The organism is Pseudomonas sp. 58 R 3 (assembly GCF_900006605.1).
Taxonomy (GTDB): domain Bacteria; phylum Pseudomonadota; class Gammaproteobacteria; order Pseudomonadales; family Pseudomonadaceae; genus Aquipseudomonas; species Aquipseudomonas salomonii.
In genome coordinates this window covers 189781-216313 of the sequence record NZ_CVTT01000065.1, presented here as the reverse complement: position 1 = coordinate 216313, position 26533 = coordinate 189781, and the positions used below count along the sequence as shown (strand labels likewise).

25 protein-coding genes are annotated in these 26533 nt (G+C 62.6%); 15 read left to right on the top strand and 10 right to left on the bottom strand.

Features of this window, described 5'->3' with window-relative positions:
• Positions 1-106 precede the first annotated feature (106 nt).
• Together BFP92_RS22090 and BFP92_RS22085 are read left to right on the top strand one after the other, a co-directional pair.
• Entirely contained in the window at positions 107-1420 is a 1314-nt protein-coding gene (locus BFP92_RS22090) for an MFS transporter (protein WP_065931090.1), read from the top strand.
• A 110-nt stretch (positions 1421-1530) separates the two neighbouring features.
• The gene (locus BFP92_RS22085) at positions 1531-2238 is read left to right on the top strand and encodes a YebC/PmpR family DNA-binding transcriptional regulator (RefSeq protein WP_056858461.1); all 708 of its coding nucleotides are present in this window, start codon (positions 1531-1533) and stop codon (positions 2236-2238) included.
• A 57-nt stretch (positions 2239-2295) separates the two neighbouring features.
• Here the strand turns inward: BFP92_RS22085 and BFP92_RS22080 are convergent, their stop codons facing one another.
• Together BFP92_RS22080 and zapE are read right to left on the bottom strand one after the other, a co-directional pair.
• Positions 2296-3600, bottom strand: a complete 1305-nt coding sequence (locus BFP92_RS22080) for a leucine-rich repeat-containing protein kinase family protein (RefSeq protein WP_065931185.1) — start codon at positions 3598-3600, stop codon at positions 2296-2298.
• Between the two features lie 40 nt (positions 3601-3640).
• Complete coding sequence (gene zapE, locus BFP92_RS22075) at positions 3641-4735, bottom strand: cell division protein ZapE (protein ID WP_065931089.1); 1095 nt, start codon at positions 4733-4735, stop codon at positions 3641-3643.
• Between the two features lie 224 nt (positions 4736-4959).
• Here zapE and BFP92_RS22070 point away from each other — a divergent pair, with 224 nt between their 5' ends.
• The 7 genes from BFP92_RS22070 to BFP92_RS22040 are packed head-to-tail and all read left to right on the top strand — an operon-like array spanning position 4960 to position 11325.
• A complete protein-coding gene (locus BFP92_RS22070; RefSeq protein ID WP_170875857.1) occupies positions 4960-5451 on the top strand; it encodes a Csu type fimbrial protein in 492 nt (163 codons plus the stop codon).
• A complete protein-coding gene (locus BFP92_RS22065; protein ID WP_065931088.1) occupies positions 5445-5987 on the top strand; it encodes a Csu type fimbrial protein in 543 nt (180 codons plus the stop codon). Before BFP92_RS22070 ends, BFP92_RS22065 begins: the two co-directional genes overlap by 7 nt.
• Before the next feature lie 18 nt (positions 5988-6005).
• On the top strand, positions 6006-6539 hold the full coding sequence (locus BFP92_RS22060; protein ID WP_065931184.1) for a Csu type fimbrial protein: 534 nt from the start codon (positions 6006-6008) through the stop codon (positions 6537-6539).
• Between the two features lie 5 nt (positions 6540-6544).
• Positions 6545-7045: a Csu type fimbrial protein gene (locus BFP92_RS22055; RefSeq protein WP_065931087.1), complete on the top strand. Its 501-nt coding sequence runs from the start codon at positions 6545-6547 to the stop codon at positions 7043-7045.
• A 26-nt stretch (positions 7046-7071) separates the two neighbouring features.
• Positions 7072-7857, top strand: coding sequence for a fimbrial biogenesis chaperone (locus BFP92_RS22050; protein WP_065931086.1), 786 nt, complete (start codon positions 7072-7074; stop codon positions 7855-7857).
• A gap of 44 nt (positions 7858-7901) precedes the next feature.
• The gene (locus BFP92_RS22045) at positions 7902-10319 is read left to right on the top strand and encodes a fimbria/pilus outer membrane usher protein (protein WP_065931085.1); all 2418 of its coding nucleotides are present in this window, start codon (positions 7902-7904) and stop codon (positions 10317-10319) included.
• A 34-nt stretch (positions 10320-10353) separates the two neighbouring features.
• Entirely contained in the window at positions 10354-11325 is a 972-nt protein-coding gene (locus tag BFP92_RS22040; RefSeq protein ID WP_099487015.1) for a Csu type fimbrial protein, read from the top strand.
• A 67-nt stretch (positions 11326-11392) separates the two neighbouring features.
• On the opposite strand, the gene BFP92_RS22035 is transcribed toward BFP92_RS22040, so the two are convergent.
• Complete coding sequence (locus BFP92_RS22035; protein ID WP_065931083.1) at positions 11393-12130, bottom strand: anti-sigma factor family protein; 738 nt, start codon at positions 12128-12130, stop codon at positions 11393-11395.
• Positions 12127-12633: an RNA polymerase sigma factor gene (locus BFP92_RS22030; protein WP_065931082.1), complete on the bottom strand. Its 507-nt coding sequence runs from the start codon at positions 12631-12633 to the stop codon at positions 12127-12129. Before BFP92_RS22030 ends, BFP92_RS22035 begins: the two co-directional genes overlap by 4 nt.
• Before the next feature lie 198 nt (positions 12634-12831).
• On the opposite strand from BFP92_RS22030, the gene BFP92_RS22025 reads away from it, so the two are divergent.
• The 5 genes from BFP92_RS22025 to BFP92_RS22005 all read left to right on the top strand — a co-directional run bounded on the left by BFP92_RS22025 (position 12832) and on the right by BFP92_RS22005 (position 18250).
• Positions 12832-14412, top strand: a complete 1581-nt coding sequence (locus BFP92_RS22025; RefSeq protein ID WP_065931081.1) for an AMP-binding protein — start codon at positions 12832-12834, stop codon at positions 14410-14412.
• A complete protein-coding gene (locus BFP92_RS22020) occupies positions 14405-15703 on the top strand; it encodes a hypothetical protein (protein WP_065931080.1) in 1299 nt (432 codons plus the stop codon). The genes BFP92_RS22025 and BFP92_RS22020 overlap by 8 nt, the downstream gene beginning before the upstream one ends.
• 42 nt (positions 15704-15745) lie before the next feature.
• Positions 15746-16510 carry an enoyl-CoA hydratase-related protein gene (locus BFP92_RS22015; RefSeq protein WP_065931079.1) on the top strand — a complete coding sequence of 255 codons (765 nt, stop codon included), beginning with the start codon at positions 15746-15748 and terminating at the stop codon, positions 16508-16510.
• Between the two features lie 121 nt (positions 16511-16631).
• Positions 16632-17714, top strand: a complete 1083-nt coding sequence (locus BFP92_RS22010; protein WP_065931078.1) for a catalase family peroxidase — start codon at positions 16632-16634, stop codon at positions 17712-17714.
• On the top strand, positions 17711-18250 hold the full coding sequence (locus tag BFP92_RS22005) for a cytochrome b (protein ID WP_065931077.1): 540 nt from the start codon (positions 17711-17713) through the stop codon (positions 18248-18250). The genes BFP92_RS22010 and BFP92_RS22005 overlap by 4 nt, the downstream gene beginning before the upstream one ends.
• Positions 18251-18268: 18 nt before the next feature.
• Here BFP92_RS22005 and BFP92_RS22000 read toward each other — a convergent pair whose 3' ends face one another.
• Both BFP92_RS22000 and BFP92_RS21995 read right to left on the bottom strand, forming a co-directional pair.
• The gene (locus tag BFP92_RS22000; RefSeq protein ID WP_056858475.1) at positions 18269-19420 is read right to left on the bottom strand and encodes a M14 family metallopeptidase; all 1152 of its coding nucleotides are present in this window, start codon (positions 19418-19420) and stop codon (positions 18269-18271) included.
• 467 nt (positions 19421-19887) lie between these two features.
• Entirely contained in the window at positions 19888-20238 is a 351-nt protein-coding gene (locus BFP92_RS21995; RefSeq protein ID WP_065931076.1) for a DUF6124 family protein, read from the bottom strand.
• Between the two features lie 130 nt (positions 20239-20368).
• Between BFP92_RS21995 and BFP92_RS21990 the strand changes: the two genes are divergently transcribed.
• Positions 20369-21004, top strand: coding sequence for a LexA family protein (locus BFP92_RS21990; protein WP_065931075.1), 636 nt, complete (start codon positions 20369-20371; stop codon positions 21002-21004).
• Here the strand turns inward: BFP92_RS21990 and BFP92_RS21985 are convergent.
• From BFP92_RS21985 to BFP92_RS21970, 4 genes are read right to left on the bottom strand one after another with little or no spacing between them, the layout of a single operon-like run.
• Positions 21001-22926 (bottom strand): acetyl/propionyl/methylcrotonyl-CoA carboxylase subunit alpha, encoded by a 1926-nt coding sequence (locus tag BFP92_RS21985; RefSeq protein ID WP_065931074.1) that lies wholly within the window; start codon positions 22924-22926, stop codon positions 21001-21003. The genes BFP92_RS21990 and BFP92_RS21985 overlap by 4 nt on opposite strands.
• On the bottom strand, positions 22923-23729 hold the full coding sequence (locus BFP92_RS21980; RefSeq protein ID WP_065931073.1) for a gamma-carboxygeranoyl-CoA hydratase: 807 nt from the start codon (positions 23727-23729) through the stop codon (positions 22923-22925). The genes BFP92_RS21985 and BFP92_RS21980 overlap by 4 nt, the downstream gene beginning before the upstream one ends.
• Before the next feature lie 15 nt (positions 23730-23744).
• Positions 23745-25352, bottom strand: a complete 1608-nt coding sequence (locus BFP92_RS21975; RefSeq protein ID WP_065931072.1) for a carboxyl transferase domain-containing protein — start codon at positions 25350-25352, stop codon at positions 23745-23747.
• Positions 25353-25363: 11 nt separating this feature from the next.
• Positions 25364-26527, bottom strand: a complete 1164-nt coding sequence (locus BFP92_RS21970; RefSeq protein WP_065931071.1) for an isovaleryl-CoA dehydrogenase — start codon at positions 26525-26527, stop codon at positions 25364-25366.
• Positions 26528-26533: the final 6 nt, after the last annotated feature.

Genomic DNA, 26533 nt, shown 5'->3' with positions numbered 1-26533 from the left:
CCAATGCCGCGCCCTCCAGGGCCTGGCATTGCAGTGCTCAACCATAAAAACAACAGGCATTTGCTTCTCGATCCTGCCGGCACACTCACCTGAGGTCAGAACCACCATGAATATCCAAACGGGTAGCATCAAGCGTTGGCGCGTGCAGATTTTTGCCATCACCTGGCTGGCGTACGCCGCGTTCTATTTCACTCGCAAAGCGTTTTCGGTGGCCAAGCTGGGCATCGTCGATGACCCCAGTTTTCCCCTCGATAAAATGATGATGGCCAACCTCGATGGCCTGTACCTGGCGGCCTATGCGGTGGGGCAGTTCACCTGGGGCATGCTCGCCGACCGCTTCGGGCCACGGGTGGTGGTGCTGGGCGGGTTGTTGATTTCCGCCGCGGCGGCGTTGGTGATGGGCACCTTTGCCACCTTGCCGATCTTTATCAGTTGCATGTTGATACAGGGGCTGGCGCAGTCCACCGGCTGGTCGGGGCTGTGCAAGAACCTCGGCAGTTTCTTCCCGTCGCAGCAACGCGGGCGGGTGCTGGGGTTGTGGAGTTCGTGCTACGCCTTTGGTGGCCTGGTGGCATCGCCCTTCGCCGGCTGGTGGGCCTATACGCTGATCGGCACTTGGCATGCGGCGTTTATTTCCAGTGCAGCGGTGGTGGCGGTGGTGGCCGTGCTGTTCTTTATCTTCCAGCGCAATACACCGCAGGATGTCGGCTTGCCGGCGGTTGAGCCGGAGCCGGTCGTGGCGGGCGACGCACAGCGGGTCAGCGTGCTGGAACCGCTGCGCGCGATCCTGCGTAACCGCACGGTGCTGACTTTGGGCCTGGCGTACTTTCTGTTGAAACCGGCGCGTTACGCGATCCTGTTGTGGGGGCCGGTGATCGTTTATGAGCAAATGCCCTCGGTGGGCAAGGTCGGTGCGGCCATCGTGCCCACGGCGTTCGAGCTGGCCGGGCTGCTGGGGCCGATCATGATCGGGCTGGCGTCCGACAAACTCTTCGGCGCCCGGCGCATGCCGGCCTGTGTGCTCAGCCTGCTGGCGCTGACCGTGGCCCTGGCGTTGTTCATGGGCGCGCTGCACACCGGCAGCGTGATGCTGGTGATGGCCTTGCTGTTTATGATGGGCCTGACCCTTTACGGACCGGACTCGATGATCAGCAGCACGGCGGCCATCGACTTCGGCACCGCCAAGGCCGGCGCCACGGCGGCAGGCTTTGTGAACGGCTGCGGTTCGGTGGGGGCGATCCTTGGCGGCCTGCTGCCGGGCTACTTCGATACGGTCACGGTGTTTATCGTATTTGCCGGCGCGGCGTTGTTTTCTTCGCTGGTGCTGATGCCTTACTGGAACGCCAGACCCGCGGTGCTGGCCCAGGTCGGCGACTTTGTGCCAGAGCGTGACGTCACCATCAAACCCTTGCGCACCTGAGGCACCTGGCCGGTTTTTTGGTGGATTAGAGTGTTTTTGCGCTATAAACTCTGCCCCCAAAGCGCCGGCCAGTAGACGTTTCGGCGCGATGGACGAAAAGAGAGTGAGTCATGGGCGCACAGTGGAAAGTCAAACATAAAGAAGCGGCATCCAATGCCAAGGGCAAGATCTTCGGCAAGTTGGTGAAAGAAATCACCATCGCCGCCCGCAACGGCGCTGACACCGCGACCAACGCCCACCTGCGTTTGGTGGTCGAGCAGGCTAAAAAAGCCTCGATGCCCAAGGAAACCCTGGAACGCGCGATCAAGAAAGGCGCCGGTCTGCTCGGTGAAACCGTGCAGTACCACCGCGTGACCTACGAAGGTTTTGCCCCGCACCAAGTGCCGCTGATCGTCGAGTGCGTGACCGACAACATCAACCGCACCGTGGCGGAAATCCGCGTGGCGTTCCGTAAGGGCCAGCTTGGCGCTTCCGGTTCCGTAGCGTGGGACTTCAACCACGTCGGCCTGATCGAAGCCTCGCCGGACAGCCCGGACGCCGACCCGGAAATGGCCGCCATCGAAGCCGGTGCGCAGGACTTTGAAGACGGCGAAGAAGAAGGCAGCACCTTGTTCATCACCGAAACCACCGACCTCGACGCGGTGCAAAAAGCCCTGCCGGAGCAGGGGTTCACCGTGTTGTCGGCCAAGCTGGGCTACATCTCGAAGAACCCGGTAAGCGGTTTGACCGATGAGCAGATGGCTGAAGTCGAAGCCTTCCTGGAAGGGTTGGACAACCATGATGACGTGCAGGATATGTTTGTCGGGTTGGCTGGCTGATTTATAGCTGAATAAATGCCGGCAAAAAATGTGGGAGCGGGCTTGCTCCCACATTGTTTAGTGGTGTGGCAGCGATTGCAGCAGCGCTTCGATCTCTTCAAAGCTCGGTCGCGCCAGTACATCGGGCTGGCAGCAGCTGTTTTGCAGCGCCACCAGCGCTTCACTGTCGAAGCCTTCGTCTAACCGCTCCAGCAATTCCCCCAGCAATATCCCGAACGCACGCACTTCAATGCGCCGCAAGGCCCTGGTTTCCAGGGTGTCCGCCGTCCCATGGAACGACGCCCCGCCAAAGTCCCCGAGCAGACAGTCACCCGCGGCATTCCACAGGATATTGTGGCCGTACAGGTCGCCGTGGGTGATGCCGTGCCGGTGCAGATGCGCCGCCACCGAGGCGATGCCGCGCGCCATGCGCAAGGCCACTTCAGCGCTGAAGTGCATACCCGGCGCGTAGATGTCGCGGGTGCATGACGCCAGGCTCGGCAGGGCTGCGAGGTTGCGGTAACTCGGGTCGATCAGGTCCATCACCAGGGCCGCCTGGTCTTCCGGGTGTCCGATCACGCGCCCCTCCACCTTGATCAGGTTCGGGTGCAGCCCGGCGGCGATGCAGGCCTGCATTTCATGCAGCGGCGAGCCGTCGCTGGTGATCGTGCCTTTGTAGAGTTTGACCGCGACCGGCAACGCTTGCGGCTTCCACAGCGCCTTGCGGATGATCCCCGAAGCGCCTTCGCCCAACACTTCGCCCAGTTCCAGTTCAGACCAGGGGATATTCGGCGTTGCATCGTCGTTCGCCACTTCAACGGCCATTTCCACCGGGTTACCGGCATAGGCCAGCCAGGTCAGGCTCGGCAGCGTCAGCAGCCATGGCGGCAGTTGAGTGAAGCGGTTGGAGGCGATGCGCAGCAGTTCGAGGTTTTTGCAGTTGACCAGGCTAGGCGGCAGGTCCGTCAGGTGATTGCCGGCCAGCATCAGCTTTTGCAGCAGGGGCCGCTCGCCCAGCTCGCCGGGCAACTGGCTGATGCAGTTGTCGGTGAGGATCAGCCAGCGTAACTGTGGCGGCAATGCGGCGGCGGGTACATGGCTGATCTGGTTGGCCTTGAAGCCGATCATGCTCAGGTTGGCGCACTGACCCAGGCAGGCGGGCAGCTCAGTGAAGGCGTTGTCCGAGCAGAACAGCACGCGCAGGCGCGACAGCCGATGCAGGTCGTCGGGCAGGCGGCTCAAGGCGTTGCCGGTAAGGTTGAGGATTTCCAGGCTGTCGGCCAGCGCGAAGATTTCCGGCGGGAATTCGGTCAGCCCGCAAGACAGGTCCAGGCGTGTAATACCGGCCAATTGGCCAGCCTTGAGTTGGGCGAGGGTATTCATGAACGGCGCGGTCACTCGGCAAGATGGGCGTAAAAAGCGCTCATGATACCGGGTCGGGCGCGGGTTGCGGGCACACCGTGTGTAATTGGTTCAGCCGGCTGGCGGTGCGGGCAAGGTCGATGGCCTGGCCTTCCAGAGCGCGGGCCAAGGGGTGCGGGCCGATCAGGGTCAGGCGTTTGTCCTGGTCGTAGAGCACGTCCACCAGGTTGATAAAGCGCTGTTGCACGGCGATCGGGCAGTCGGCCAAGGGGGGCAGGCCGTCGACGATCCAGTGGTCGAAGTCCTCGCACAACAACAGGTAATCCATCACGGCGGTGAGCTGTTCACACAGGTCGTTGAAGGTGAACAGGATGCTGCGCGCCTGATGGCTGCGGCAGAGCAATTGGCGGTTGCCGACCTTCAGGGTTTGCGCCGGGCCAGGTGTAGCGGGCAGCCCGAGGGCTTCGCGCTGGGCGGCGTTACCCGGCCATACATACTGGCCGCCGGTAAAGCGCTGCTCGGCATGGGCCTGGGGCAAGCTGCGAAAATCCTCGGGGGAGCTGACTTCCAGTACCTGCATGCGCGTGGCGATCAAGTTGATTACCGGCTTGAAGCGCTCGTGGTACAGCGGGTTGGGCAGCAGGCCCTCGGGGGCGTAATTGGAGGTCACCAACACCAACACGCCACGCTGGAACAAGGCCTGGAACAAGCGGCTGATGAGCATGGCATCGCCGATATCGTGGACGTGAAATTCGTCGAAACACAGCACTCGGCAATCGGCCAGCAGCGCGTCCAGCGTCACGCCCAAGGCGTCGTCCTGTTCACGGTGCTGGAACATGCCTTGGTGCAGGCGGGTGAAAAATGTGTGGAAGTGCACGCGCTGCTTTTGCGCAATCGGCAGCGCCTGGAAAAACCCATCGAGCAGCCAGCTTTTGCCACGCCCCACCGGGCCGTGCAGGTACAGGCTGCGCGTGGGCTGGCCGGCGAGCAGGTGCCGGGTCTCGCGGGCGAGGGCGGCAATCGCCCGGGTTTGGCCGGCGCTGAGGGTATAGCCCTGGTCTCGGGCCTTGTTTTCAAAGAACGCCGGGATAGGCGAGGCGCCCGCCAGCGCGGTTTTTTTGCCCAGCAGACGCTGAATCAGGGAAAGCACAGCCAATGCACGTCACTCTGTATTTCGGTGGTTGCCCACTTTAGGGCGCTCACGTCGATTTGACCAATACAGAACGGCGCCCCCCGCTATCTCGAAATGGCATGTTACGCCTGCCAACCGGCCCAGACTGGCAGTTTCGCCCTTTGTGGCTAACCTCTTACAGAGCAGTCACCCCTGTACAAGGATTTGGGGCAGTGAAGGGACGAGGCGTTTTGGCAGTCATGGGCACGATGCTCTGCAGCACGATTTACGCTGCGCAACTCCAGGTGGAGGTGCGCATCGACGTGCAGCGGGGCTGCCAGCTGGTGGGCACCACCCGCAGTGCGGGCATCGAGCAACTGGGTGTATTGGATTTCGGCAGCGGCCCGCGTCTGGATGACCCGGCCGGGCCGCTGAGTGCGGCGCTGATCAGCCAGCGCCAGCCGCGTCTGGAGTGCAACCCCGACACCCCTTACCAACTGCGCGTTGACGGCGGCCTGCATGGCGGCACCGGCGAAGTGCGCTACCTGAGTGCCGCAACCCCTTCGAGCAAACCGATTCCCTACCGTATTTATGCCGACGCTGCGCGGCGTATTGCCTTGCCGGTCAACGAGCCGCTGAGTGGGCGTGTGCCGGACTCCGGCAGTGTCGACCTGCCGCTGTATGGGCGCATTGAGCCGCTCAAGGATATTCCGGCGGTGGGGCGCTACACCGACCTGCTCAAGGTCACCGTCACATGGTAAGCCGCAGTTGGGCCCTGGCGGCCATGGGCGGGCTGTTGCTGCTGGCCGATGACGCCCAGGCGGCCGTTGCCGGGCAGATCCACGCACGGCTGGTCATTACCGCCAGTTGCCAGGTGAGCAAAGACATCGAGAGCGCGCCGGTGAGCCCCGCAGGCGGCAGCGCGCTGCTGGATTTCGGCAGCCAGGGCCCTACATGGAACAACCCCTTGGGCGCGGGCGTTACCGATGGCAGCAAGGCGCCGCTTTCGGTGTCCTGCAACCCCTCGGTGGTCAGCAGCTTCACCGTGACCATCGACGGCGGTGCCCATGGTGACGGCACTACAAGGCGCCTGAGTAACGGGCGCCAGACCATTCCCTATCAACTCTCGGCTGATCCGCTCGGCCGGCGCAGCTACAGCATTGGCGAGCAACGTAATTTCGTCGTGACCAAGGGCACACAAGTACCGATCCCGGTATTCGGCTCGGTGGTGGCGAATACCAGGGCCTTACCGGCCGGCATCTACACAGACACCCTGACGGTGACTCTGGATTGGTAAACCATGAGGATGGACATCATGCATGCATGTATAGCGAAGGCGGTTTTTCCATTGATGGCGTTGGCGTGGGTGTCGGGCGCACAGGCGGCGACGGTGGCTGGTACGGTCAGCGCCACCCTGGTGCTCACCAGCAGCTGCCAGGTCAACGGCGCCGCAGCCACCGGCGGGATGAGCTTCGGTAACTTGAACTTCGGTACCGCCAACAGCCTGTTCACCGAAGCTGACGGCCAGGTGCTGGGCGGCGGTGGCGGGGCGTTGTCGATTCTGTGTTCGGCGGGTACGTCACCGACGTTGACGGTGTCTGCCGGTGCCCACGATGGCCAGTCCGTGGGCGGTGGCCGCGCGCTGTATGACGGGGTGGCCAACTACGTGCCGTATGACCTGTACACCGACAGCGGCCACTCCACGCTGCTGGCCATCGGCGGGGTGATCAACCTGGCGCCGAGCACCGGCGTGGCCCAGGCCGTGAATATCTACGGCAAGGCCAATGGCAAGGCGGGCTTGCCGGCCGGTACTTACACCGACACGGTTAACGTGACCCTGACGTTCTAAGGGCTATGGGGCGTTCAGGATGGGCGGCGTTGGCGGTGTGCATCGGCTGGGGAGCGCCGCTGTCGCTGTTGGCGGTGACCAGCCAGTCGTTCCAGGTCAGCGCGACGATCACGCCAGGGTGCCTGGTGGTCGGCGGCGGCAGCAATTACGGCAGCCTGGCGTTCGGCACCTATTCGGCGTTGGCCACCAGTACGGCGTCTGTCGCGCTGGCGGGCGGCGTGACCTTGCAATGCACGCCGGGGGTGGCGCTGAGCATGAGTGTCGATGGTGGGTTGCATAACAACAGCGGACGGCGGATGCAGCTCAATAGCGGCACTGCCCAAGTGGCTTATCAATTGTTTCGGGACGCGGCGTTCAGTCAGAGCTTGGGCATCAGCCAAAGCGTGAGCGTGGCCTACAGCAACGCCAACAACATCAGCTTGCCGATTTATGGGCGAGTGCAATTACCGGGTAACCAGCCTGGGGGGACGTACAGCGACACGTTGCAGGTGCAGCTGTCGTGGTAAGGCGAACGGTATAAGGAGTGAGAGCTATGTTTGCAGCTTCCCGGTACGGGTGGGCAGCGGGTTTGAGCGGGTTGTTGATGTTGGCGGCGGGGCAGGCCCTGGCGGCCAGTTCGGTGCTGATCTGGCCGATCGACCCGGTGCTGGAGGCCGACCAACAGGCCAGCGCGCTGTGGCTGGAGAACCGCGGCACCGAGACCGCCAACCTGCAGATCCGCGTGTTTGCCTGGACCCAGAGTGGTTTTGACGAACAATACCAGAACCAGCGCGATGTGATTGGCAGCCCGCCGGTGGCGAAAATCGAGCCTGGGCAAAAGCAATTGGTGCGTCTGACCCGAACCAAAGACGTGCCGCCCGGCCAGGAGCTGGCGTACCGCATCATCATCGATGAGATCCCTTCGGCCACGCCCCCACCGGCGCCGGCGGATGGCAAGACGGCCGCCGCGATCCGTTTCCAGATGCGCTATTCGGTGCCGTTGTTTGCCTACGGCCCGGGCTTGTGGAGCAAGGTTGACGGCACCCGGGACCGCGACCCGAAAACCGCCGGCAAGCCGGATTTAAGCTGGAAAAAAGTCAGCGTGGGCGGGCGCAACTACGTCGAGATGCGCAACCAGGGCGCCGTGCATGCGCGCCTCACCGATGCCACGTTCAAGCAGGGCGGCCAGCCGCGGCCTTTGGTGGAAGGCCTGATGGGCTATGTGCTGCCGGGCGCGACCATGCGCTGGCCGGTGCCGGACGGTTTGCCGGCCGATCAGCCGTTGCAGGTGCGCATCAATGGGGCAACGCAAATGGAGAGCCTCGCACCGACACGCTGACTCAGTGTGGCAGGGCATGGAGTAGGCCCTGGTGTTAAATACGGATGGAGATGTCCATTGATGGACACAAAGCCTTGGTGAGCCAGGATCGGGCTCGATGTCTATGGCGATCGATGTGGGTGGTGGGCGGCTTGTCTGGCTTGGTGCCGGCGCCGCCGGGCTTCGCTGCGCCGTTGCCGCCCCCGCCCAGCAGCATGGAGGCTGTTGCCGATGCGCAGTTGTTCCTGGAGTTGGTGGTCAACCAGATGGACACCGGCCGTGTGGTCGCCGTCAATCAGCGTGCCGGGCAGTTGTTTTTGCCGGCGTCGGTGTTGCAGGAGGTTGGTGTGAAGTTGCCTGGGGATGTGCCTGGGAGCGTGCCTGGCGACATGCCTGGCGAGGTTGCGCTGGAAAGCTTTCCCGGCCTGCACACCGATTACGACAGCCAGGGCCAGCGCCTGATACTGAGCGTGCCGCCGGCCTGGCTGCCGGAGCAATTTATCGGCAGCCGCAACAACTACCCACGCACCCAGGCGCTGACCAGTTTCGGCGCGTTGCTCAACTATGACGCCTACCTCAACGACACCGACGATGCGGGCACCTACCTCGGTATCTTCAACGAAGTGCGCTTGTTCGATACCTGGGGCACGTTGTCCAACACCGGCCAATACCGCACCACCATTGGCCGGGAAACCGCCGGCAGCAACCTGTACAACGGCTATCGGCGGTACGACACCACCTGGCGATTCTCCGACGATGAACGCCTGTTGACCTATGAAGCGGGCGACGTGATCAGCGGCGCCTTGCCCTGGAGTACTTCGGTGCGCTTGGGCGGCGTGCAGGTGTCGCGGGACTTTGGAGTGCGCCCGGATCTGGTCACCTACCCGCTGCCGCAGTTCGCCGGCGAGGCGGCGGTGCCGTCTTCGGTGGACCTGTTTATCAATGGCTATAAATCCAGCAGCGCCGACCTGCAGCCGGGGCCGTACACCCTGACCAACGTGCCGTTTATCAACGGCGCCGGCGAGGCGGTGGTGGTCACTACCGATGCGCTGGGCCGGCAGGTGTCGACCACGGTGCCGTTTTATGTCACCAGTACTTTGCTGCAAAAGGGGTTGTCGGACTTCTCGGTGGCGGCGGGTAATTTGCGTCGCGACTACACCTTGCGCGATTTCGGCTATGGCCCTGGCGTGGCCAGCGGCACTTTTCGCTACGGGATATCCGACGCGTTTACCCTCGAAAGCCATGCCGAAGCCGCCAATGACCTGGCCCTGGGCGGTGTCGGCGGCAACCTGCGGGTCGGTCACTTCGGCGTGCTCAATACCGCCGTCAGCCAAAGCCGGTACGACGGCCGGACCGGTCAGCAACTGAGCCTGGGCTACCAATACAGCAACCAGCACTACAGCCTGTCGTATCAACGGGTCGAGCGCCGTGAGCAATACGCCGACTTGAGCCTGATCGACACGCCTTACGCCAGCCTCAGCAAGCGCAGTCAGCAGGCGACCTTGAGCCTGAACCTGAATAATTTCGGCAGCCTGGGCGTCGGCTATTTCGATGTGCAGGCGGCGGATGATTCGCGCACCCGCCTGGTGAACCTGACCTGGAGCAAGCCGCTGTGGCGCAACAGCAGTTTTTACCTGTCGGCCAACCATGAAGTGGGTGATAGCAGTTGGGCGGTGCAGGCGCAGGTGGTGGTGCCGTTCGACGTGTACGGCAGCCTCAGCGTGGGCACCGAGCGCAGTAAAACCGGCGAGAGCCTGCAGCGGGTCAACTACAGCCGAGCCATGCCGGCCGAGGGCGGTGTGGGCTTCAACCTGGGTTATGCCAGTGGTGACGGGCCGGCTTATCGCCAGGCCGACCTGACCTGGCGCCTGCAGTCGGTGCAGTTGCAGGCCGGCGTGTACGGCAGCAGCGACGCCGAAACCCGTTGGGCCGACGCCAGTGGCTCGCTGGTGTGGATGGACAATCAAGTGTTCGCCGCCAACCGCGTCAACGATGCGTTTGTGGTGGTAAGCACCGATGGCGTCAGTGGTGTGCCGGTGCGCTACGAGAACCAGGTGGTGGGCGAAACCGACCGCAACGGGCACTTGCTGGTGCCGTGGACCAGTGCTTACTACCGCGCCAAATACGAGATCGACCCACTGAACCTGCCATCGAACGTGCAGGTGCCCAACGTCGAGCAGCGGGTGGCCGTGCGCCGTGGCAGTGGCTACTTGCTGGAGTTCCCGGTGCGCCAGGTGAGCGCGGCGAGCATCACCTTGGTTGACGCCCAGCATCAGGATTTGCCCCTGGGCAGCCAGGTGCGACACGAGCAAAGCGGCGCGCAGGCGGTGGTGGGGTGGGACGGCCTGGTGTACCTGGAAAACCTGGCGGCCCATAACACCTTGCAAGTCACCTTGGGCAACGGCCAGACCTGCCAGGCAAGGTTCGAACTCGATACCACCCAGGCCCAGGTGCCACTGATCGGGCCGCTGGTGTGCCAATGACATAAGGAGTGTGCGTGTGCGGGTCAAGGAATGGCTGTTGCGGGGCGTGTTGCTGGCAAGCCTGGGGGTGTCGGCGCAGGTACAGGCCGTGTGTTCGGTGGTGGCCAGCGTACCGGCCAGCTTTGGCACGACGGTGAGTTCGATGACTGTGCGCACCACCTCCCAGCCCAGTTCGACCACCAATGCCGGCTTCAGCTGCACGCCGGCGGTATTGTCGGTGTTGACCTCCAATGACCATTTTTACGCGACCGTCAGTGGTTCGCCCCAAGGTGGCCTGGTGGGGCCGACCGGTGATGTGATCAACTATACGATCTATGCCAACAACACCACGGCGTTCCCGATGACACGTGGCACCGCCTTCGATTTTGGCGGCAGTGGCGGCATTGCCGCCTCCCTTGGCCTGGTGTTCGGGCCGGGCACCAAAGTCGTGCCGCTGTACTTCGCCACCACCCTTGGCAGCAACGTGGCGTCGGGGGTGTACAGCGAGACCCTGAGTATTTTCTGGAACTGGAACTATTGCTCGGGCATTGGCATTGGCGGAGTCTGCCTGGGCCGTGAGGTCAACAACGGCACCACCACCGTGAACGTCAGCATGACGGTGGTCAACGACTGTCAGATCACCACGCCGCCGATTGCCTTCGGCAGTGCGCCGGTGGTCAGCGCCTTCGCCACCGTCAACGGCCAGGCCAGCGTGGCCTGCACCAAGGGCAGCGCCTACACCGTCGGCCTCAGCGATGGGCAGAACCCGGTGAGCGTGGGCGGGCGGCGGCGGATGATTTCCGGCAGCAACTTCCTCGCCTACGACATCTTCATGAGTGCCGGCACCACGCGCTGGGGCAGCGTGGGCGCCGCGCGGCGGGCCAGCTCAACGGCCGAGATCAACCCCGGCAACGGCTTGGGCACCGGCAGCCAGGTGTTCAACTACAACGCCAAGATCTACACCGACCAAACCACGCCGCCGGGCGGCACCTACATTGATAATGTGGTGCTGGATGTAGGCTTCTAGTGCAGGTACGCGCGGTCAAAATGTGGGGGCGAGCAAGCCCGCTCCCACAAAAACCTGTCTAGATCGTCTAGAACTTGAGCAAGTGCGTCGCCGCCTGATCCACCGGGCTGACCATCGCATAGTTATACCCGCCATCGGACCAGTAATCGGCCTGCAGCCCATCGGCGCTGCGGCTGCCACGCGGCAGAAAGCCGTTTTCCGGGCCCGGCGGGCGGATGTAGAAGCTGATGCGATGGCCTTGCTGATCCTCATACAACACCATCGCCGCCGCACCTTGCTCAGTGGTGAGCAGGCGCCCGCTCACCGGCTTGAAACCGGCCTGGCTCAAATCGGGCAGGCGATGGGCCTGGTTGAAATAGCGATCCAGCCAGCCCTGCATAGTGCCGCGGTCTTCGGCGTTAAAGTCGGCGGGCATAATGCCGTCCTGGGCGAACAGGCGGAATGCCTGCATGGCATCGGCCATCGGCAACATCGGCGGTTGGGTCGCTTCGCGGGCGTGCCAACCGCCAAGGCCGCCGAGGCCGACCGCGATCAGCAGCACGGCGGCGCTGGCCAGGTGGCGGCGCGATTGATGCCGAATGCGTTGGCGAATCAGCGCCGGGTCAAGGTCGGGGTTGGCCGGTTGCTGCAAGGTCCCGCTCAAGGCCGCGCGAAGGGCGTGTGCATCCTGTTGCCAGGCCTGCACCTGGGCGGCCATTTCAGGGTGGGCGGCCAGCCAGGTTTCAAGCACGCGGCGGTCGCTCTCCGGCAGTTGGTGATCGACATAGGCATGCAAATCGCGTTCGCTGGGGGGCAGGCTGATCATTTGAGTATCCGCAGGGCAGGGCTGGTAATTTCGCCTTCGCTGAGTTGACGCAAGGCCTGGCGCGCACGGGACAGGCGCGACATCACGGTACCCAACGGCACCGCCAGGATCTCGGCGACTTCCTTGTAACTTAAACCCTCAACCGACACCCATAGCAGCAGTGCACGTTGCTCGGTGTTGAGTTGATCGAAGGCGTGCAGGGTCGATTGGGCCATCACCGTGCGCTCCACTGAAGGTTGCGCATCGTCACGACCGGTGAAGAATTCGAGCATGCGTGCATAACGCCGGCTGCGCCGGTGGGCGTCGAGGAACTGGCGGTAGAGGATCGAGAACAGCCAGGCACGCAGGTCGCCTTCCGGGCGTTTGTCGGCCCAACTGATGATCGCCCGTTCCAGCGTGGACTGCACCAGGTCGTCGGCGCTGCTGGCGTTACGCGTCAGCGACACGGCAAAGCGCCGCAGCCTGGGGATGAGTTCACGTAACGGTTCGTCGAGCGCGTGCATGGGCGTGAATTCTGGTCGGTTGTGCAGAGGAAGACGCCAGCCAACGTAGCTTATTCCATCAGGGGCTGTAAGAAAAATGAGCCTTCTTGTGGGGGCTATCTGCTCTGTATACGGACCTGTAATACCGTTCCCACCGCTCAATCAACCCTCGTAACCGCTGCGAACAATTTCGCGCAGTTCATTGATGAGGGTGTGTGCATGACATTTTCTCCAACCGACAAACAGTTCTTCTCCCGAGACGCTTTGGCTCATTTGCCTGCTGCTCAACGCGTGGTGTTTGAGCAATGGGGCTGTGGCCCTTGGGCCAAGCCTGCCTATGGCAGTGTGCACCATGCGGTCGAAATGCAAGCGGCGTTGACGCCCCAGGCAATCGCTGCAGTGTGGGCAGGACAGCGCATCAGTTATGAACAACTCAATCGTCAGGCCAATCGTTTGGCAGTGCGCCTGGTTGAACTGGGCGTCAAGCGCGGTGACACCGTGGGGCTGTTCGTCGAGCGTTCGATTCCCATGCTGGTCGGGCTGTTGGCGGTGTTGAAGGTGGGCGCCGCGTATGTGCCTCAAGACGCCCGAATCGTGCCGACGCTGCAATTGGGTATGGTCCTGGAATCGTTGACCAGCCCAGTGGTTCTGACCCTGTCGAACCTGGCCGATCACCTGCCGGCGGATGCGGCCCCGCGCAGTCTGTGCCTGGACAGCTTCCTCGCCGAAGAGCCCTTTATTGTCGAGGACAACACCGCCGTATTCGCTGCCGGCGACACCGATGACCTCTGCTTCGTGCTGTTCACTTCCGGGACGACCGGGCGGCCCAACGGCGTGTGTGTCAGCCACCGCAACGTATGCAACATCTTGCTCACGCAGCCGGGGCGGATGGGCATGGCACCGGGTCGTAACGTGGGGCAAATCCTTAACATCGGCTTTGATATGGCGGCCTGGGAAATCCTCGGTTGCCTGGCCCATGGGGCGACCCTGCTGATTCGCGATAAAGACATTGCGCAAACCGCTGCGCAGTGCCACGTGCTGATCGCCACTCCCTCGATACTGGCGAACCTTGACCCCGCGCAATGCCCTGACCTCCAAGTGGTCGCCGTCGCGGGCGAGCCCTGTTCCCAGGTACTGGCCGACCGCTGGGCCGAGCATTGCACCTTCTACAATGGCTGCGGGCCGACCGAGACCACCATCGTCAACACGTTGCACCGGCATGTACCTGGCACGTTGTTGACCGTCGGCAAACCGACGCCCAATAACACCGTGTATGTGCTCGACGAGCACGGCCGTGCCTGTGGGCTGGGTGAAACCGGCGAAATGTGGGCCGGTGGCGTCGGAGTCACGGGCGGTTACCTGAACAACGCTGCGCTGACCCAGGCGCGCTATCGCCCGGACCCCTTTATGGGCGGGGACGCCATGATGTTTCGCACGCGGGACTTGGGGCGCTGGACCGCTGACGGTCAGTTGGAGCACCTGGGGCGCGTCGATGATCAGGTGAAGGTGCGTGGCTTCCGTGTGGAACTGGACGCGGTGTCCATGGCGCTGGAGGCCGGCGATGGTTGCCTGCGGGCGGTCACATTGAAGTTGGACAGCCGCACCCTGGTGGCTTTCGTCTCGCCTGCCAATGCGGATATTGAGTCGTGCCGAGCCCGTTGCCGGGAGCGCCTGGCCTACTACTGCGTGCCGACATCCATCTACGCGGTGGAGCATTTTCCGCTGACCGCCCGAGGCAAGATCGACAAGGCCGTGCTGCTGCAACAGGCCATCGCAGCCGAGGTGGCCCAGCATGATTGATGCATTGACCCGTACCGTCGTGCCGCCCAAGCCGGCACTGTGGCGTCGCTGGACCTCACTGCCAGTGTTTTCCTACTACAACCGCCTGGCAGCGCTGGTGGTGATGGTTAATGCGGCGTTTGCGCTGCTGGCTGTCGATTTCCATGCCGTTACGGTTCAAAGGCTTTCGAACCTGGTGTTGATCAACCTGTCGCTGGCAATCCTGATTCGCCAGCAATACCTGGTCAATGCGCTGTTCTGGCTGGCCACCCGCGTGCCTGTCACCTGGCCTTTGCGCGTGCGCCGCAGTGCGGCCAAGGTCTACCACTTTGGCGGGTTGCACAGTGGCGCGGCCCTGGCGGCAACCGCCTGGTTCATGGTCATGGTCGGGATTCAGGTCGCACATTATCTGCGTCAGCCCGACAGTGTGTCGTCAGCCTGGATGGGGCTCACTGGTGTGTTGCTCGGCCTGTTGCTGTTGATGGTCATCATGGCGCAGCCGTGGGTTCGCAACCGATTTCACAATGGCTTCGAGCGGGTCCATCGGTTCGCCGGCTGGAGTGCGCTGCTGGTGTTCTGGGCGCTGACGTTACTGGCCTCCAGCGAAACCTCGACCCGCCTGGTACAGAGCGGGTCATTCTGGATGCTGGTGCTGCTGACGCTGAGCATCATCTTGCCGTGGTTGCGCCTGCGCAAGGTCGCCGTTGAACATATCCGGCCTTCCGGGCATGCGGTCATCACGCGTTTTAGCCACACCACGCCCTTCGCGGGGTCCTCCACCGCAATCAGCCGCAACCCTCTGCTGGAGTGGCATTCATTTGCCAATATCCCCGCGCCGGGCGAGGCGGGGTTTCGCCTGATCATTTCCCGCGCCGGCGATTGGACCGGGCGCTTCATCGAAGACTTGCCCAGCCACGTCTGGGTCAAGGGCATCACCACGGCGGGCGTCGCCAATGTCGAAACCTTGTTCAAGTCCGTGGTGTACATCGCCACCGGCAGCGGTATCGGCCCGGTGATGCCGCATTTGCTTGCCGCTCAGGTGCCGATCCAATTGATCTGGTCCACCCGCAGCCCGCGCAAGACCTATGGCGATGAGCTGGTCGACGAAATCCTGCGGGCGCAACCCGGCGCATTGATCTGGGACACCGATGAACGCGGCAAGCCGGACCTGGTGCAGTTGGCCTACGGCGCTGTGCAAACCTTCGGTGCGCAAGCAGTGATCTGTATTGCCAACCAAGCGTTGACCCAGCGCGTGGTGCACGAGATGGAAGCCCGCGGCATACCGGCGTATGGCGCGATCTGGGATTCCTGACACCGCGCCATTGAGGCTCGAGATTAATCAGCAGAGGTGTTTATGAATGTAGTAGTAGAACGTCATGGCCGGGTAGTGCTGGTCAGGCTTAATCGCCCGCAGGTCAAGAATGCGCTGAGTTCGGCACTCATGACGGAGTTGATCAGCCGTCTGGAAGCGCTGGACCAGGACCCGCAGGTTGGCTGTTTTGTCATCACCGGTACGCCCGAGTATTTTGCCGCCGGGGCCGATATCAAGGAGATGAGCGCCAAGTCTTACCTGGACATGCTTAACGAGGACTACTTCGTCGGTTGGGAAGCCTTCACCCGCCTGCGCACGCCAACCATTGCTGCAGTGAGCGGCTACGCGTTTGGCGGCGGTTGTGAGCTGGCGATGATGTGCGACATGATTTTTGCCGCCGATACGGCGACGTTTGCCCAGCCGGAAATCAAGCTGGGGGTTATCCCCGGCATGGGCGCGACCCAGCGCTTGACCGGGCTGATCGGCAAAGCCAAGACCATGGACATGGTGTTGACCGGTCGGCCGATGACGGCTCAAGAGGCGGAACAGGCGGGGTTGGTGTCACGTGTGTACCCGACGGCGGATTTGCTGGCGCAGACACTGCTGGTGGCTGCGCAGATCGCCGGGTTCTCGCGCACCGCCACGCGGGCGGCGCGGGAGGCAGTTGAGCAAGCCTTGGAACTGGGGCTACACGATGGCGTGCGCCTGGAGCGCCGGCTGTTTCACCAGTTGTTCGCGACGCCTGATCAGCAGGAGGGCATGCAGGCGTTTCTGAACAAACGCCCGGCAGTGTTCAACGCGGTGTAAAATGAGCGCTCGGCTCGCGGTGCATCTGCTCTGAAAAAAACTACAGTGAAAAGGGAATAGACCTACGTGGGACTCGTCTCATAGTTCATTTTCCTTGTGGGCCCGTGCCCCGGAGTTTTTCATGGTAGATCACTCATCGCCGCCACGTGCGCCCCTCAGCACCCTCAGTTTGCTCATCAGGCTGGCGTGTATTGGTGCGGTCGTGGCGGTTGCTGCCGGGGCATTCGCCTACGTCAATGGCACGCTGGACCCACAGCGCCTGCGCCCCAAAACCCTGGTCAATGCCCTGGAAACCAATAACGGCGTGCACCCAGGGTTTCGGCGTAACCATGCCAAGGGCGTGTGTGTGGCCGGTTACTTCGAGAGCAGCCCCGAGGCGCGCACGTACTCGAATGCCCAAGTGTTCAGCGAAGCGAAGACCCCGGTGATCGGCCGGTTCGCCTTGCCCAGCGGCAACCCCTACGCGCCGGACAGCAGTGTGCCGATTCGCAGTTTCGCCTTGCAGTTCAGCCAGGCCAACGGCCAGCAATGGCGCACGGGGATGAACAGCATGCCGGTGTTCCCGGTGGGCACGCCTGAGGCGTTTTACCAGATGCTCAAGGCCGGTGCGCCCGACCCGGCCACCGGCAAACCGAACCCGGCCAGCATGCCGGCGTTTTTTGCCGCGCACCCGGAGACAGCGCCGTTCCTGGCCTGGGTCAAGACTGCCAAGCCATCGGCCAGTTACGCGACTGAAACCTACAACGGCATCAATGCCTTTTACCTGGTAAACGCCGATGGCCAGCGCCAGGCGGTACGTTGGGGCGTGGTGCCACAGAGCCAGGATGCGGCGGGTGACACCGCGCCATCCGGCGCTGATTTTCTCGAAAAAGACCTGGTGCAGCGTCTGGCTTCCGGGCCGTTGCGTTGGCAGCTGAACATCACCCTGGCCAACCCCGGTGATCCGCTGGACGATGCCAGCAAAGCCTGGACCGGCGCGCACAAAGTGCTCAACGCCGGCACGTTGGTGCTGCAAAGCAGCCAACCGCAGGCTGACGGTGATTGCCGCGATATCAACTATGACCCGCTGATTTTGCCCAGCGGTATCCAGGCCTCCAATGACCCGCTGCTGGCTGCACGTTCGGCGGCTTATGCCAGTTCCTACGTACGCCGCGCCGGCGAAGTCAGCCCGCTGCACAGTGCCCCTCAGGAGTCGAAACCATGAATGCCCAACCACGGTTTTTCGCGCCTCTGGCTCGCCTGCTGCATTGGCTGATGGCGCTGATGATCATCGCCATGTTGTTTATCGGCGCGGGCATGGCGGCGTCGGTGTCGGAGCGTCACGAGTGGCTGATTCACCTGCACAAGCCACTGGGTATCGCGATTCTGGCGTTGGTGATCGTGCGACTGGTGGTGCGCTTTTGCACCCGGCAACCGCCGTTGCCTGCTGACCTGCCACTGTGGCAAGTGCTGGCCGCCAAGGCGTCCCATGTTGTGTTATATGCGTTGATGCTGGTGCTGCCGCTGCTGGGCTGGGCCATGATTTCAGCGGCCGGTGACCCGGTGATGCTCAGCAGCTCGGTGCAATTGCCGGCATTGGTCGCGGCCAATGCACCGTTGTTTGCAGTGCTGCGCAAGGCCCATGGCTACCTGGCCTACCTGTTGTTTCTGACGGTGCTGTTGCACCTGGCGGCGGCGCTGTTCCACGGGTTGATTCGGCGCGACGGTGTGCTGCAAAGCATGACCGGCACCAAAGGCTGATGCCGGGGGCAGGGCGGGTCAACGCAGGGTGGTGACGATATCGGCCACGCTGCTCAACACGTCCTTGCCCAGTTGTTTGGAGCGCTCACCGGACCAACCGGTTTTCGGGTTGGGTGCGTCGTCGTTGTCCTTGAAGGGCATCTCCAGGGTCAGCGACAGGCAGTCGTACTGCTGGCCAACGGCATTGCAGGCCAGGGTCATGTTGGCTTCGCCCGGCAGGTCGCGGGTGTAGCCGTGGGTGGTCTGGAAGTCGCGGGTCAGGGCGCTCAAGTGCCTGCGGAAGTGTTTTTCCAGCGCTTCGATACGCGGGGTGTAACCGGGGTTGCCTTCGCAGCCGGCAGTGAAGACGTAGGGGATTTCTTCGTCGCCATGGATGTCGAGAAACAGGTCGACGCCGTATTTCTCCATCTGTTGCTGGGCGAACAGCACTTCCGGGCTGAGCGCCTCGCTGGCGTTCTGCCAGGCCCGGTTGAGGTCCTGGCCCATGGCGTTGGTGCGCAGATGCCCGTGAAAGGCGCCATCGGGGTTCATGTTGGGGATCAGGTACAGGTCGGCGACGGCTAGGAGTTTTTTCAGCTCAGCATCACCGTCCTGTTGCAGGCGCTCGATGACGCCTTCCATAAACCATTCAGCCATGTGTTCGCCGGGATGCTGCTGGGCGATGATCCAGACCTTGCGCTGGCCTTCGCCCCCTTTGCCACGGCGCAGCAACTGGATATCACGGCCCTCGGCGCTTTTGCCGGTGGCAAGCAGCTGGGTGCCGGCGCGGCTCAAGGCCTGTTCGATCAGCCAGTCGTGACGCTTACGGCTGTAGGGTTCAAAGTAGGCGAACCAGGCTTGCTTCTCGCGGGTCTCCAGGCTGATATGCAATGTATCGCCATCAAAGCGCGTGGGCACACGGAACCAGTTGACGTGGTCGTAGGATGCCACGGCGTTGTAGCCGCTCCAGGCGTTTTTGTACGACGAATGGCCGGCGTTGCTTAGCCGGAAGGTGTGGGTGTGGCCCACATGCATGCCTTCGGCCTTGAAATGAAACCATTGGAAATGTGCGCTGCGGGTATCGGGTTTGATCGCCAGCAACAACTGGTAAGCGTCGCTGGCATCCAGGACCTGGATGTTGCCGCTGTCGAAGTCGGTACTGATCTTGATAGAGGTCAAGGCCACTGTCATGGTCTGGCTGCCTGCGTATGATTGTTGTGGCGGATATCTTACACAGGAGTGAGGCAAAATCTTGCTGCAAAATTGTTGCACGGGGGAGGGGGCGTCGTCCCTGACGCAGCAGCAGCTTAGGATCTATGAGATTGATTCTCAAGCGCTATTTCGCAAAGATCGGGGCTAGAGCGTTCGATCGGCTTTCATTTGGCGATGCTCTTTTGCTACCATGCGGGCCATCAAGCAACACACAGTCTTCATTAGCCTGAAGCCACGCCAGAAAAAAACTGGCAAAAAAAAGACCCGGCCAAAGAGCCGGGTCAAAAACCGTGATTAGCCTGATGAGGAGATATTCCAAGAGTCCGACCTAAGGTCCCTTGGTCTATCGACTGATCTCGCGATCAGCTGGGTTCAATAATAATCATTATCATTTGCAAGTCAAATGTTTTTATCCGTGGGATAGAAATATTTTTCTTTGTTGCCTGTCAGGCGTTCGCCTGGGCAGCGGGCACCTGCAATGTCTGCTCCACCATCGCCTTGGCCATATCAATCAAATACACCACCGAAAATGCCAGGTCCCGCTGGTTGCCTTGCCGGCTGCTTGCCGATTCATAGGCGGCGGCCGCTGCACTGCGCAGCAGGTCCGATGCGTGCACCAGGGCGTCTTCCTGGCTGATGCCGGGCCTGATGTCGAAAAAAGCGACGTCAGGCGTGGGCGCCGACACATCTTCTTTCAAGTAATAGTCGAGTGCCCGTTGTGCGGCGCCGCTGCTGCGCAGCGTCAGCAGTTCGTCGGTTTCGGGCGTGCAAGGCAGGTGATTCGGGAGCGTCATCATGAGGTCAATTACTCTGGCTGGACGTTGAAAACCTGCACCCGATAGTAATACGAATCGTATTTATGTCATTTGATGGATTACTACAAACTGTTTATTGTCGTGACCACTGCGCAACGTATGGTCGGGCCCCATGGATAACTGGATCGCGTTGGTCAAAGCCAACATGAAAGACCGCAAGGTCACGCAGGATGAACTGGCCGAACGCTTGGGCATGTCCCAGGGCGGCGTCGGCCATTGGCTCAACAAGCGCCGCGTGCCAAGCCTGGCGGACATGAACCGGGTGCTGGCCGAGCTGGGGCTGGGCTACCTGGAGGTCGCCCTGGAGATTCGCGAAAAAGCCGGCGAAGTACCGGCCCTGCAACAACACTACAACCCCTACTTCCGCTACCCGGTCAACGACTGGAAAAGCCTCTGCGAAACCCGCGAAGAGCGCGCCACTTATGGCGCGCCACGTTTTGAACTGACCGATTACCACGCCCAGGGTGACGCCTTCTGGCTGCCCGTGACGGGCGATGCCATGACCGCGCCCAATGGCCTTAGCATCGGTGCGGGCATGATGATCCTGGTGGACCCGGCCATCGAGCCCGAACCTGGCAAGTTGGTGGTCGCCCAGTGGGCCGACAGCCCCCAGGCAACTTTTCGCCAGCTGCTGGAAGAGAGCGGCCAGCGTTACCTGGTACCGCTCAATCCGACGTATCCCAAGCAGCTGTTCACCGACGCTTGCCGAATCCTCGGGGTCGTGGTGCAAGCCACGGCGAAGTTTTAGTCCGTGGTTTCAAGCTCCACCAGGGCGCTGCCTTCGGCGACCATTTCACCTTCCTGACAAAACAGTGCCTTGACCACCCCGGCGTGGGGCGCGCGGATACTGTGCTCCATCTTCATGGCCTCCAGCACCACCAACTGCGTGCCGGCCTCCACGTGTTGACCGACTTCCACCAGCACCCGCACGATGCTGCCGTTCATCGGCGCCGTGAGGCCGCCTTGAGTAGTCTGGTTGGCCTCGACCGCAGCAATCGGGTCAAACAGGCTGACGGCCTGCATCTGGCCGTCCCAGCGCAGATACAGGATGCCTTCGTTGCGTACCGCCAGATGAGCGCGGCGCACGCCATGGTGTTCGATCAGCAAGTGTTCGCCACGCAACTGCGCGACGCCGTCCTGCACTGTCACCAGCCGGTCCTGCCCGGCGCAGGTCAAATGCAACGATACTTGCGCAGGCAACCCGGCACGAAAACCGCGGATATCCGCCCACGGGCCATCACCGGCGGGTTGGCTCTGTATAAACGCCGCACCCGCCGCCTGCCAGAACTCATCGCTCAAAGCACCCAGTGCGGGCAGCAGCTCATCCTGATAGCGCGGAATAAACCCGGTGTCGAGTTCAGCCGCCGCAAACGCCGGATGGCCGATGATACGCCGCAAAAAGCCAAGGTTGGTCTTGAGCCCACCGACTGCAAACTCGTCGAGCATGCTCAACAACCGCAGGCGCGCCTGTTCGCGGTCTTCGCCCCAGGCGATCAGCTTGCCGAGCATCGGGTCATAGAAGGGTGAAACGTTGTCGCCTTGTGCGACGCCGCTGTCGACGCGACGGCCCGGCCCCGGCGCAGACTCGCGGTACAGCGCCAGGTGCCCGGTGGCCGGCAGGAAATCATTGGCCGGGTCTTCGGCATACAAGCGCACTTCAATCGCATGACCGATCAACGGCACCTGGTCCTGGGTGATCGGCAGCGGCTCACCCTGAGCCACACGAATCTGCCAGGCCACCAGATCAAGGCCGGTAATCGCCTCGGTCACCGGATGCTCCACCTGCAGACGCGTGTTCATCTCCATGAAGAAGAACTCGCCACGCGCGTCCAGCAAAAACTCCACAGTGCCGGCGCCCACATAGCCGATTGCCTGGGCCGCACGCACGGCCGCCTCACCCATGGCTTTACGCTGCTCGGCACTCAAGCCCGGTGCGGGGGCTTCTTCCACCACCTTTTGATGGCGACGTTGAATGGAGCAGTCGCGCTCATTGAGGTACAGGCAATGGCCGTGCTGGTCGGCAAACACCTGGATCTCCACGTGGCGCGGCTTGAGCAGGTATTTCTCCACCAGCATCTGCCCGTTGCCGAAGGACGACAGCGCCTCACGCTGGGCCGAGGCCAGGGCATCGGCCAACTGGCTAACCTCCTCGACCACCTTCATACCCTTGCCGCCGCCGCCTGCCGTAGCCTTGAGCAGCACCGGGTAACCGATACGCTCGCAGGCGTCGCGGAAGGTTTCCAGGTCCTGGGCTTCACCGTGATAGCCCGGCACCAGCGGCACCCCGGCGGTTTCCATCAACGCCTTGGCCGCTGATTTGCTGCCCATGGCATCGATGGCCGAGGCGGGCGGGCCGAGGAAAACAAGGCCAGCGGCTTCAATCGCACGGGCAAAGCCGGCGTTCTCCGACAGAAAGCCGTAACCCGGATGGATCGCCTGGGCGCCACTGGCGTGGGCGGCGGCGATCAGTTTGTCGATTTGCAGGTAACTGTCAGTGGCCTTGCTTCCACCCAGGTCGACCCGAATATCCGCCTCGCGGCTATGGCGTGCATCACGGTCGGTGGCGCTGTGGACCGCCACGGTGGTCAAACCCATGGCTTTGGCGGTGCGCATCACCCGGCAGGCGATTTCGCCGCGGTTGGCCACCAACACAGTGGTCAGTGTGCTCATGAACGTGGCTCCTGCACTTGCCAGCTGGGCGGGCGTTTTTGCAGGAACGCGCGCAAGCCTTCCTGGCCCTCGGCGCTGACGCGAATCCGTGCGATGGCATTTTCGCAATACCGACGCAGCGCCGGGGTGAGGGCGCCGTTGCCGACTTCGCGCAGCAAATCCTTGCTGGCGCGCATGGCCGCCGGGCTGTTTTGCAACAGGTTGGCGATCCACAGTTCCACTTGCCTATCCAATTCGGTGGCCGGGTAGCTTTCCGCCAGCAGGCCGATGTCGCGCGCACGCTGGCCGCCAAAACGCTCGGCCGTCAGCGCATAGCGCCGCGCCGCCCGCTCGCCGATGGCCTGCACCACGAATGGGCTGATCACCGCCGGGGCCAGGCCGATGCGCACTTCCGACAGGCAGAACTGCGCGTCATCGGCGCCAATCGCCATGTCGCAGCAACTGATCAAGCCCAGCGCGCCGCCGTACGCCGCGCCTTGCACCACCGCCAGGGTCGGGATTTTCAGCTTGGCCAGGTTGTACATCAACTCGGCCAGTTCCCGGGCGTCGTCCAGGTTGGTGTGGTAATCCAGCTCGGCCGATTGCTGCATCCAGGCCAGGTCCGCGCCGGCGCTGAAGTGCTTGCCGCGTGCGCGCAGCACTAAAAAACGCAGGGACGCATCGGCCTGCACCTGGTCGAGGGCGATGATCAGTTCGCGGATCATCTGCGCATTGAACGCGTTGTTCTTGGCTTCACGACTGAGCCACAGCGTGGCGAAACCACGGCTGTCGGTGACCAGTTCGAGGGTGTTGAAATCGCTCATGGGGTTCAGCTCCATTTACATGCGGAACACGCCGAAGCGGCTCGTCTCGATGGGGGCATTCAGCGCGGCGGACAGCGCCAGCGCCAGCACGTCACGGGTCTGCTGCGGGTCAATCACACCGTCGTCCCACAAGCGTGCGCTGGAGTAGTAGGGGTGGCCCTGGGTTTCGTACTGGTCGAGAATCGGCTGCTTGATCGCGGCTTCTTCTTCGGCGCTGAACGCATTGCCCGCGCGCTCGGCCTGTTCACGCTTGACCTGCACCAGCACGCCGGCGGCCTGTTCGGCACCCATCACGCCGATGCGTGCATTCGGCCACATCCACAAAAAGCGCGGGTCATAGGCACGGCCGCACATGCCGTAGTTACCGGCGCCAAAGCTGCCGCCGATGATCACCGTGAACTTGGGCACCTTGGCGCAGGCCACCGCCGTGACCAGCTTGGCGCCGTGCTTGGCGATGCCACCGGCTTCGTACTTCTGGCCGACCATGAAACCGGTGATATTCTGCAAAAACAGCAACGGAATCCCGCGCTGGCAGGCCAGTTCGATAAAGTGCGCGCCTTTTTGCGCGGCTTCGGCGAACAGAATGCCGTTGTTGGCCAGAATCGCGATCGGGTAGCCGTGCAAGTGTGCGAATCCACACACCAGCGTGGTGCCGAACAGCGCTTTGAACTCATCGAACACCGAGCCATCCGCCAGCCGTGCGATGACTTCGCGCACATCAAATGGCTGCTTGGCATCGGCCGGGATTACGCCGTACAACTCTTCGCTGCTGTACAACGGCGCCACTGGCGGGCGTTGCACTAACTCACCCAGCTTGCGCCAATTGAGGTTGGCCACGCTGCGTCGGGCCAGGGCCAGCGCATGTTCGTCGCTGTCGGCATAGTGGTCGGCCACGCCGGAGATCTTGCAATGCACATCGGCACCGCCCAGGTCTTCGGCACTGACCACTTCACCGGTCGCAGCTTTTACCAGCGGCGGCCCGGCGAGGAAGATGGTGGCTTGCTGGCGCACCATGATCGCTTCGTCGGCCATGGCGGGTACGTAGGCGCCACCGGCGGTGCAGGAGCCCATCACTACGGCGATTTGCGGGATGCCCTGGGCGCTCATGTTGGCCTGGTTGAAGAAGATCCGCCCGAAATGCTCGCGATCAGGGAATACTTCGTCCTGACGCGGCAGGTTGGCGCCACCGGAGTCCACCAGGTAGATACAGGGCAGGCGGTTCTGCTCGGCGATGGTCTGGGCACGCAGGTGTTTTTTTACCGTGAGCGGGTAGTACGAGCCGCCTTTGACCGTGGCGTCGTTGGCGACGATCATGCATTCCACGCCCTCCACACGGCCGATCCCGGCGATCACGCCCGCCGCTGGCACGTCTTCGCCGTACACCTGATGCGCAGCCAACTGGCTGAGTTCCAGGAACGGTGAGCCAGGGTCGAGCAAGCGGTTGATACGCTCACGGGGCAGCAGTTTGCCGCGCGAGGTGTGTCGCTCCTGAGCCTTGGCGCCGCCGCCTTGCTGCACATGGGCGAGCAAGGTGTGCAGGGCGTCGACCTGTTGGCGCATCGCCGCGCTGTTGTCGGCGAACTCCGCTGAACGCGGGTTGAGCTGGGTGTGCAAGATGGCCATGGGGCGCTCCTTCAGCGGGTTTCGTTGAAGAGTTCGCGACCGATCAGCATCCGGCGAATCTCGCTGGTGCCGGCACCGATTTCGTACAGCTTGGCGTCACGCAGCAGGCGCCCGGCAGGGAATTCATTGATGTAGCCGTTGCCGCCGAGAATCTGGATCGCGTCCAGGGCCATTTGTGTGGCGCGCTCGGCACTGTAGAGGATCACCCCGGCGGCGTCCTTGCGCGTGGTTTCGCCACGCTCGCAGGCCTGGGCCACCGCATAGAGGTAAGCGCGGCTGGCGTTGAGCTGGGTGTACATGTCGGCGACCTTGCCCTGGATCAGCTGGAATTCGCCGATGCTCTGGCCGAACTGCTTGCGGTCGTGGATGTAGGGCACGATCAGGTCCATGCACGCTTGCATGATCCCGGTCGGGCCGCCCGAGAGCACCACGCGCTCGTAGTCCAGGCCGCTCATCAGCACTTTGACGCCGCCATTGAGCACACCAAGGATGTTTTCTTCGGGCACCTCGACGTCATCGAAAAACAGTTCGCAGGTGTTGGAGCCGCGCATGCCCAGCTTGTCGAACTTGTTGCTGCGGCTGAAGCCTTTCGAGTCGCGTTCGACGATAAACGCGGTGATGCCGTGGGGACCTTTTTCCAGGTCGGTCTTGGCGTAGATCACGTAGGTGTTGGCATCGGGGCCATTGGTGATCCAGGTCTTGCTGCCGTTGAGCACGTAGTGGTCGCCGCGTTTGTCGGCGCGCAGTTTCATCGAGACCACGTCGGAGCCGGCATTCGGCTCGCTCATGGCCAGGGCGCCGATGTGCTCGCCGCTGATCAGTTTCGGCAGGTATTTAAGCTTTTGCTCGTGATTGCCGTTGCGATTGATCTGGTTCACGCACAGGTTGGAGTGCGCGCCGTAGGACAGCGCCACTGACGCCGAACCACGGCTGATTTCTTCCATGCTCACCACGTGCGCCAGGTAACCCAGGCCGGCGCCGCCGTACTCTTCCGGCACGGTGATGCCCAAGAGGCCCATGTCTCCGAACTTGCGCCACAGGTCGGCGGGGAACAGGTTGTCGATGTCGATCTGGGCCGCGCGCGGCGCGATCTCCTTGGCCACGAACGACTGCACCTGGTCGCGCAGCATGTCGATGGTTTCACCGAGGGCGAAGTTCAGGGACGGGTAACTCATGGACAG

Excerpts from the sequence above, each read along its gene's own strand:
- BFP92_RS22070 (WP_170875857.1), top strand. The coding sequence starts at position 4,960 with ATGCTCTGCAGCACGATTTACGCTGCGCAACTCCAGGTGGAGGTGCGC.
- BFP92_RS22010 (WP_065931078.1), top strand. The coding sequence starts at position 16,632 with ATGGTAGATCACTCATCGCCGCCACGTGCGCCCCTCAGCACCCTCAGT.
- BFP92_RS22050 (WP_065931086.1), top strand. The coding sequence starts at position 7,072 with ATGTTTGCAGCTTCCCGGTACGGGTGGGCAGCGGGTTTGAGCGGGTTG.
- BFP92_RS22060 (WP_065931184.1), top strand. The coding sequence starts at position 6,006 with ATGCATGCATGTATAGCGAAGGCGGTTTTTCCATTGATGGCGTTGGCG.
- BFP92_RS22090 (WP_065931090.1), top strand. The coding sequence starts at position 107 with ATGAATATCCAAACGGGTAGCATCAAGCGTTGGCGCGTGCAGATTTTT.
- BFP92_RS22055 (WP_065931087.1), top strand. The coding sequence starts at position 6,545 with ATGGGGCGTTCAGGATGGGCGGCGTTGGCGGTGTGCATCGGCTGGGGA.
- BFP92_RS22015 (WP_065931079.1), top strand. The coding sequence starts at position 15,746 with ATGAATGTAGTAGTAGAACGTCATGGCCGGGTAGTGCTGGTCAGGCTT.
- BFP92_RS21985 (WP_065931074.1), bottom strand. The coding sequence starts at position 22,926 with ATGAGCACACTGACCACTGTGTTGGTGGCCAACCGCGGCGAAATCGCC.
- BFP92_RS22025 (WP_065931081.1), top strand. The coding sequence starts at position 12,832 with ATGACATTTTCTCCAACCGACAAACAGTTCTTCTCCCGAGACGCTTTG.
- BFP92_RS22020 (WP_065931080.1), top strand. The coding sequence starts at position 14,405 with ATGATTGATGCATTGACCCGTACCGTCGTGCCGCCCAAGCCGGCACTG.
- BFP92_RS22085 (WP_056858461.1), top strand. The coding sequence starts at position 1,531 with ATGGGCGCACAGTGGAAAGTCAAACATAAAGAAGCGGCATCCAATGCC.
- BFP92_RS21970 (WP_065931071.1), bottom strand. The coding sequence starts at position 26,527 with ATGAGTTACCCGTCCCTGAACTTCGCCCTCGGTGAAACCATCGACATG.
- BFP92_RS21975 (WP_065931072.1), bottom strand. The coding sequence starts at position 25,352 with ATGGCCATCTTGCACACCCAGCTCAACCCGCGTTCAGCGGAGTTCGCC.
- BFP92_RS21990 (WP_065931075.1), top strand. The coding sequence starts at position 20,369 with ATGGATAACTGGATCGCGTTGGTCAAAGCCAACATGAAAGACCGCAAG.
- BFP92_RS22045 (WP_065931085.1), top strand. The coding sequence starts at position 7,902 with ATGGAGATGTCCATTGATGGACACAAAGCCTTGGTGAGCCAGGATCGG.
- BFP92_RS22030 (WP_065931082.1), bottom strand. The coding sequence starts at position 12,633 with ATGCACGCGCTCGACGAACCGTTACGTGAACTCATCCCCAGGCTGCGG.
- BFP92_RS21980 (WP_065931073.1), bottom strand. The coding sequence starts at position 23,729 with ATGAGCGATTTCAACACCCTCGAACTGGTCACCGACAGCCGTGGTTTC.
- BFP92_RS22035 (WP_065931083.1), bottom strand. The coding sequence starts at position 12,130 with ATGATCAGCCTGCCCCCCAGCGAACGCGATTTGCATGCCTATGTCGAT.
- BFP92_RS21995 (WP_065931076.1), bottom strand. The coding sequence starts at position 20,238 with ATGATGACGCTCCCGAATCACCTGCCTTGCACGCCCGAAACCGACGAA.
- BFP92_RS22065 (WP_065931088.1), top strand. The coding sequence starts at position 5,445 with ATGGTAAGCCGCAGTTGGGCCCTGGCGGCCATGGGCGGGCTGTTGCTG.
- BFP92_RS22080 (WP_065931185.1), bottom strand. The coding sequence starts at position 3,600 with ATGAATACCCTCGCCCAACTCAAGGCTGGCCAATTGGCCGGTATTACA.
- BFP92_RS22005 (WP_065931077.1), top strand. The coding sequence starts at position 17,711 with ATGAATGCCCAACCACGGTTTTTCGCGCCTCTGGCTCGCCTGCTGCAT.
- BFP92_RS22000 (WP_056858475.1), bottom strand. The coding sequence starts at position 19,420 with ATGACAGTGGCCTTGACCTCTATCAAGATCAGTACCGACTTCGACAGC.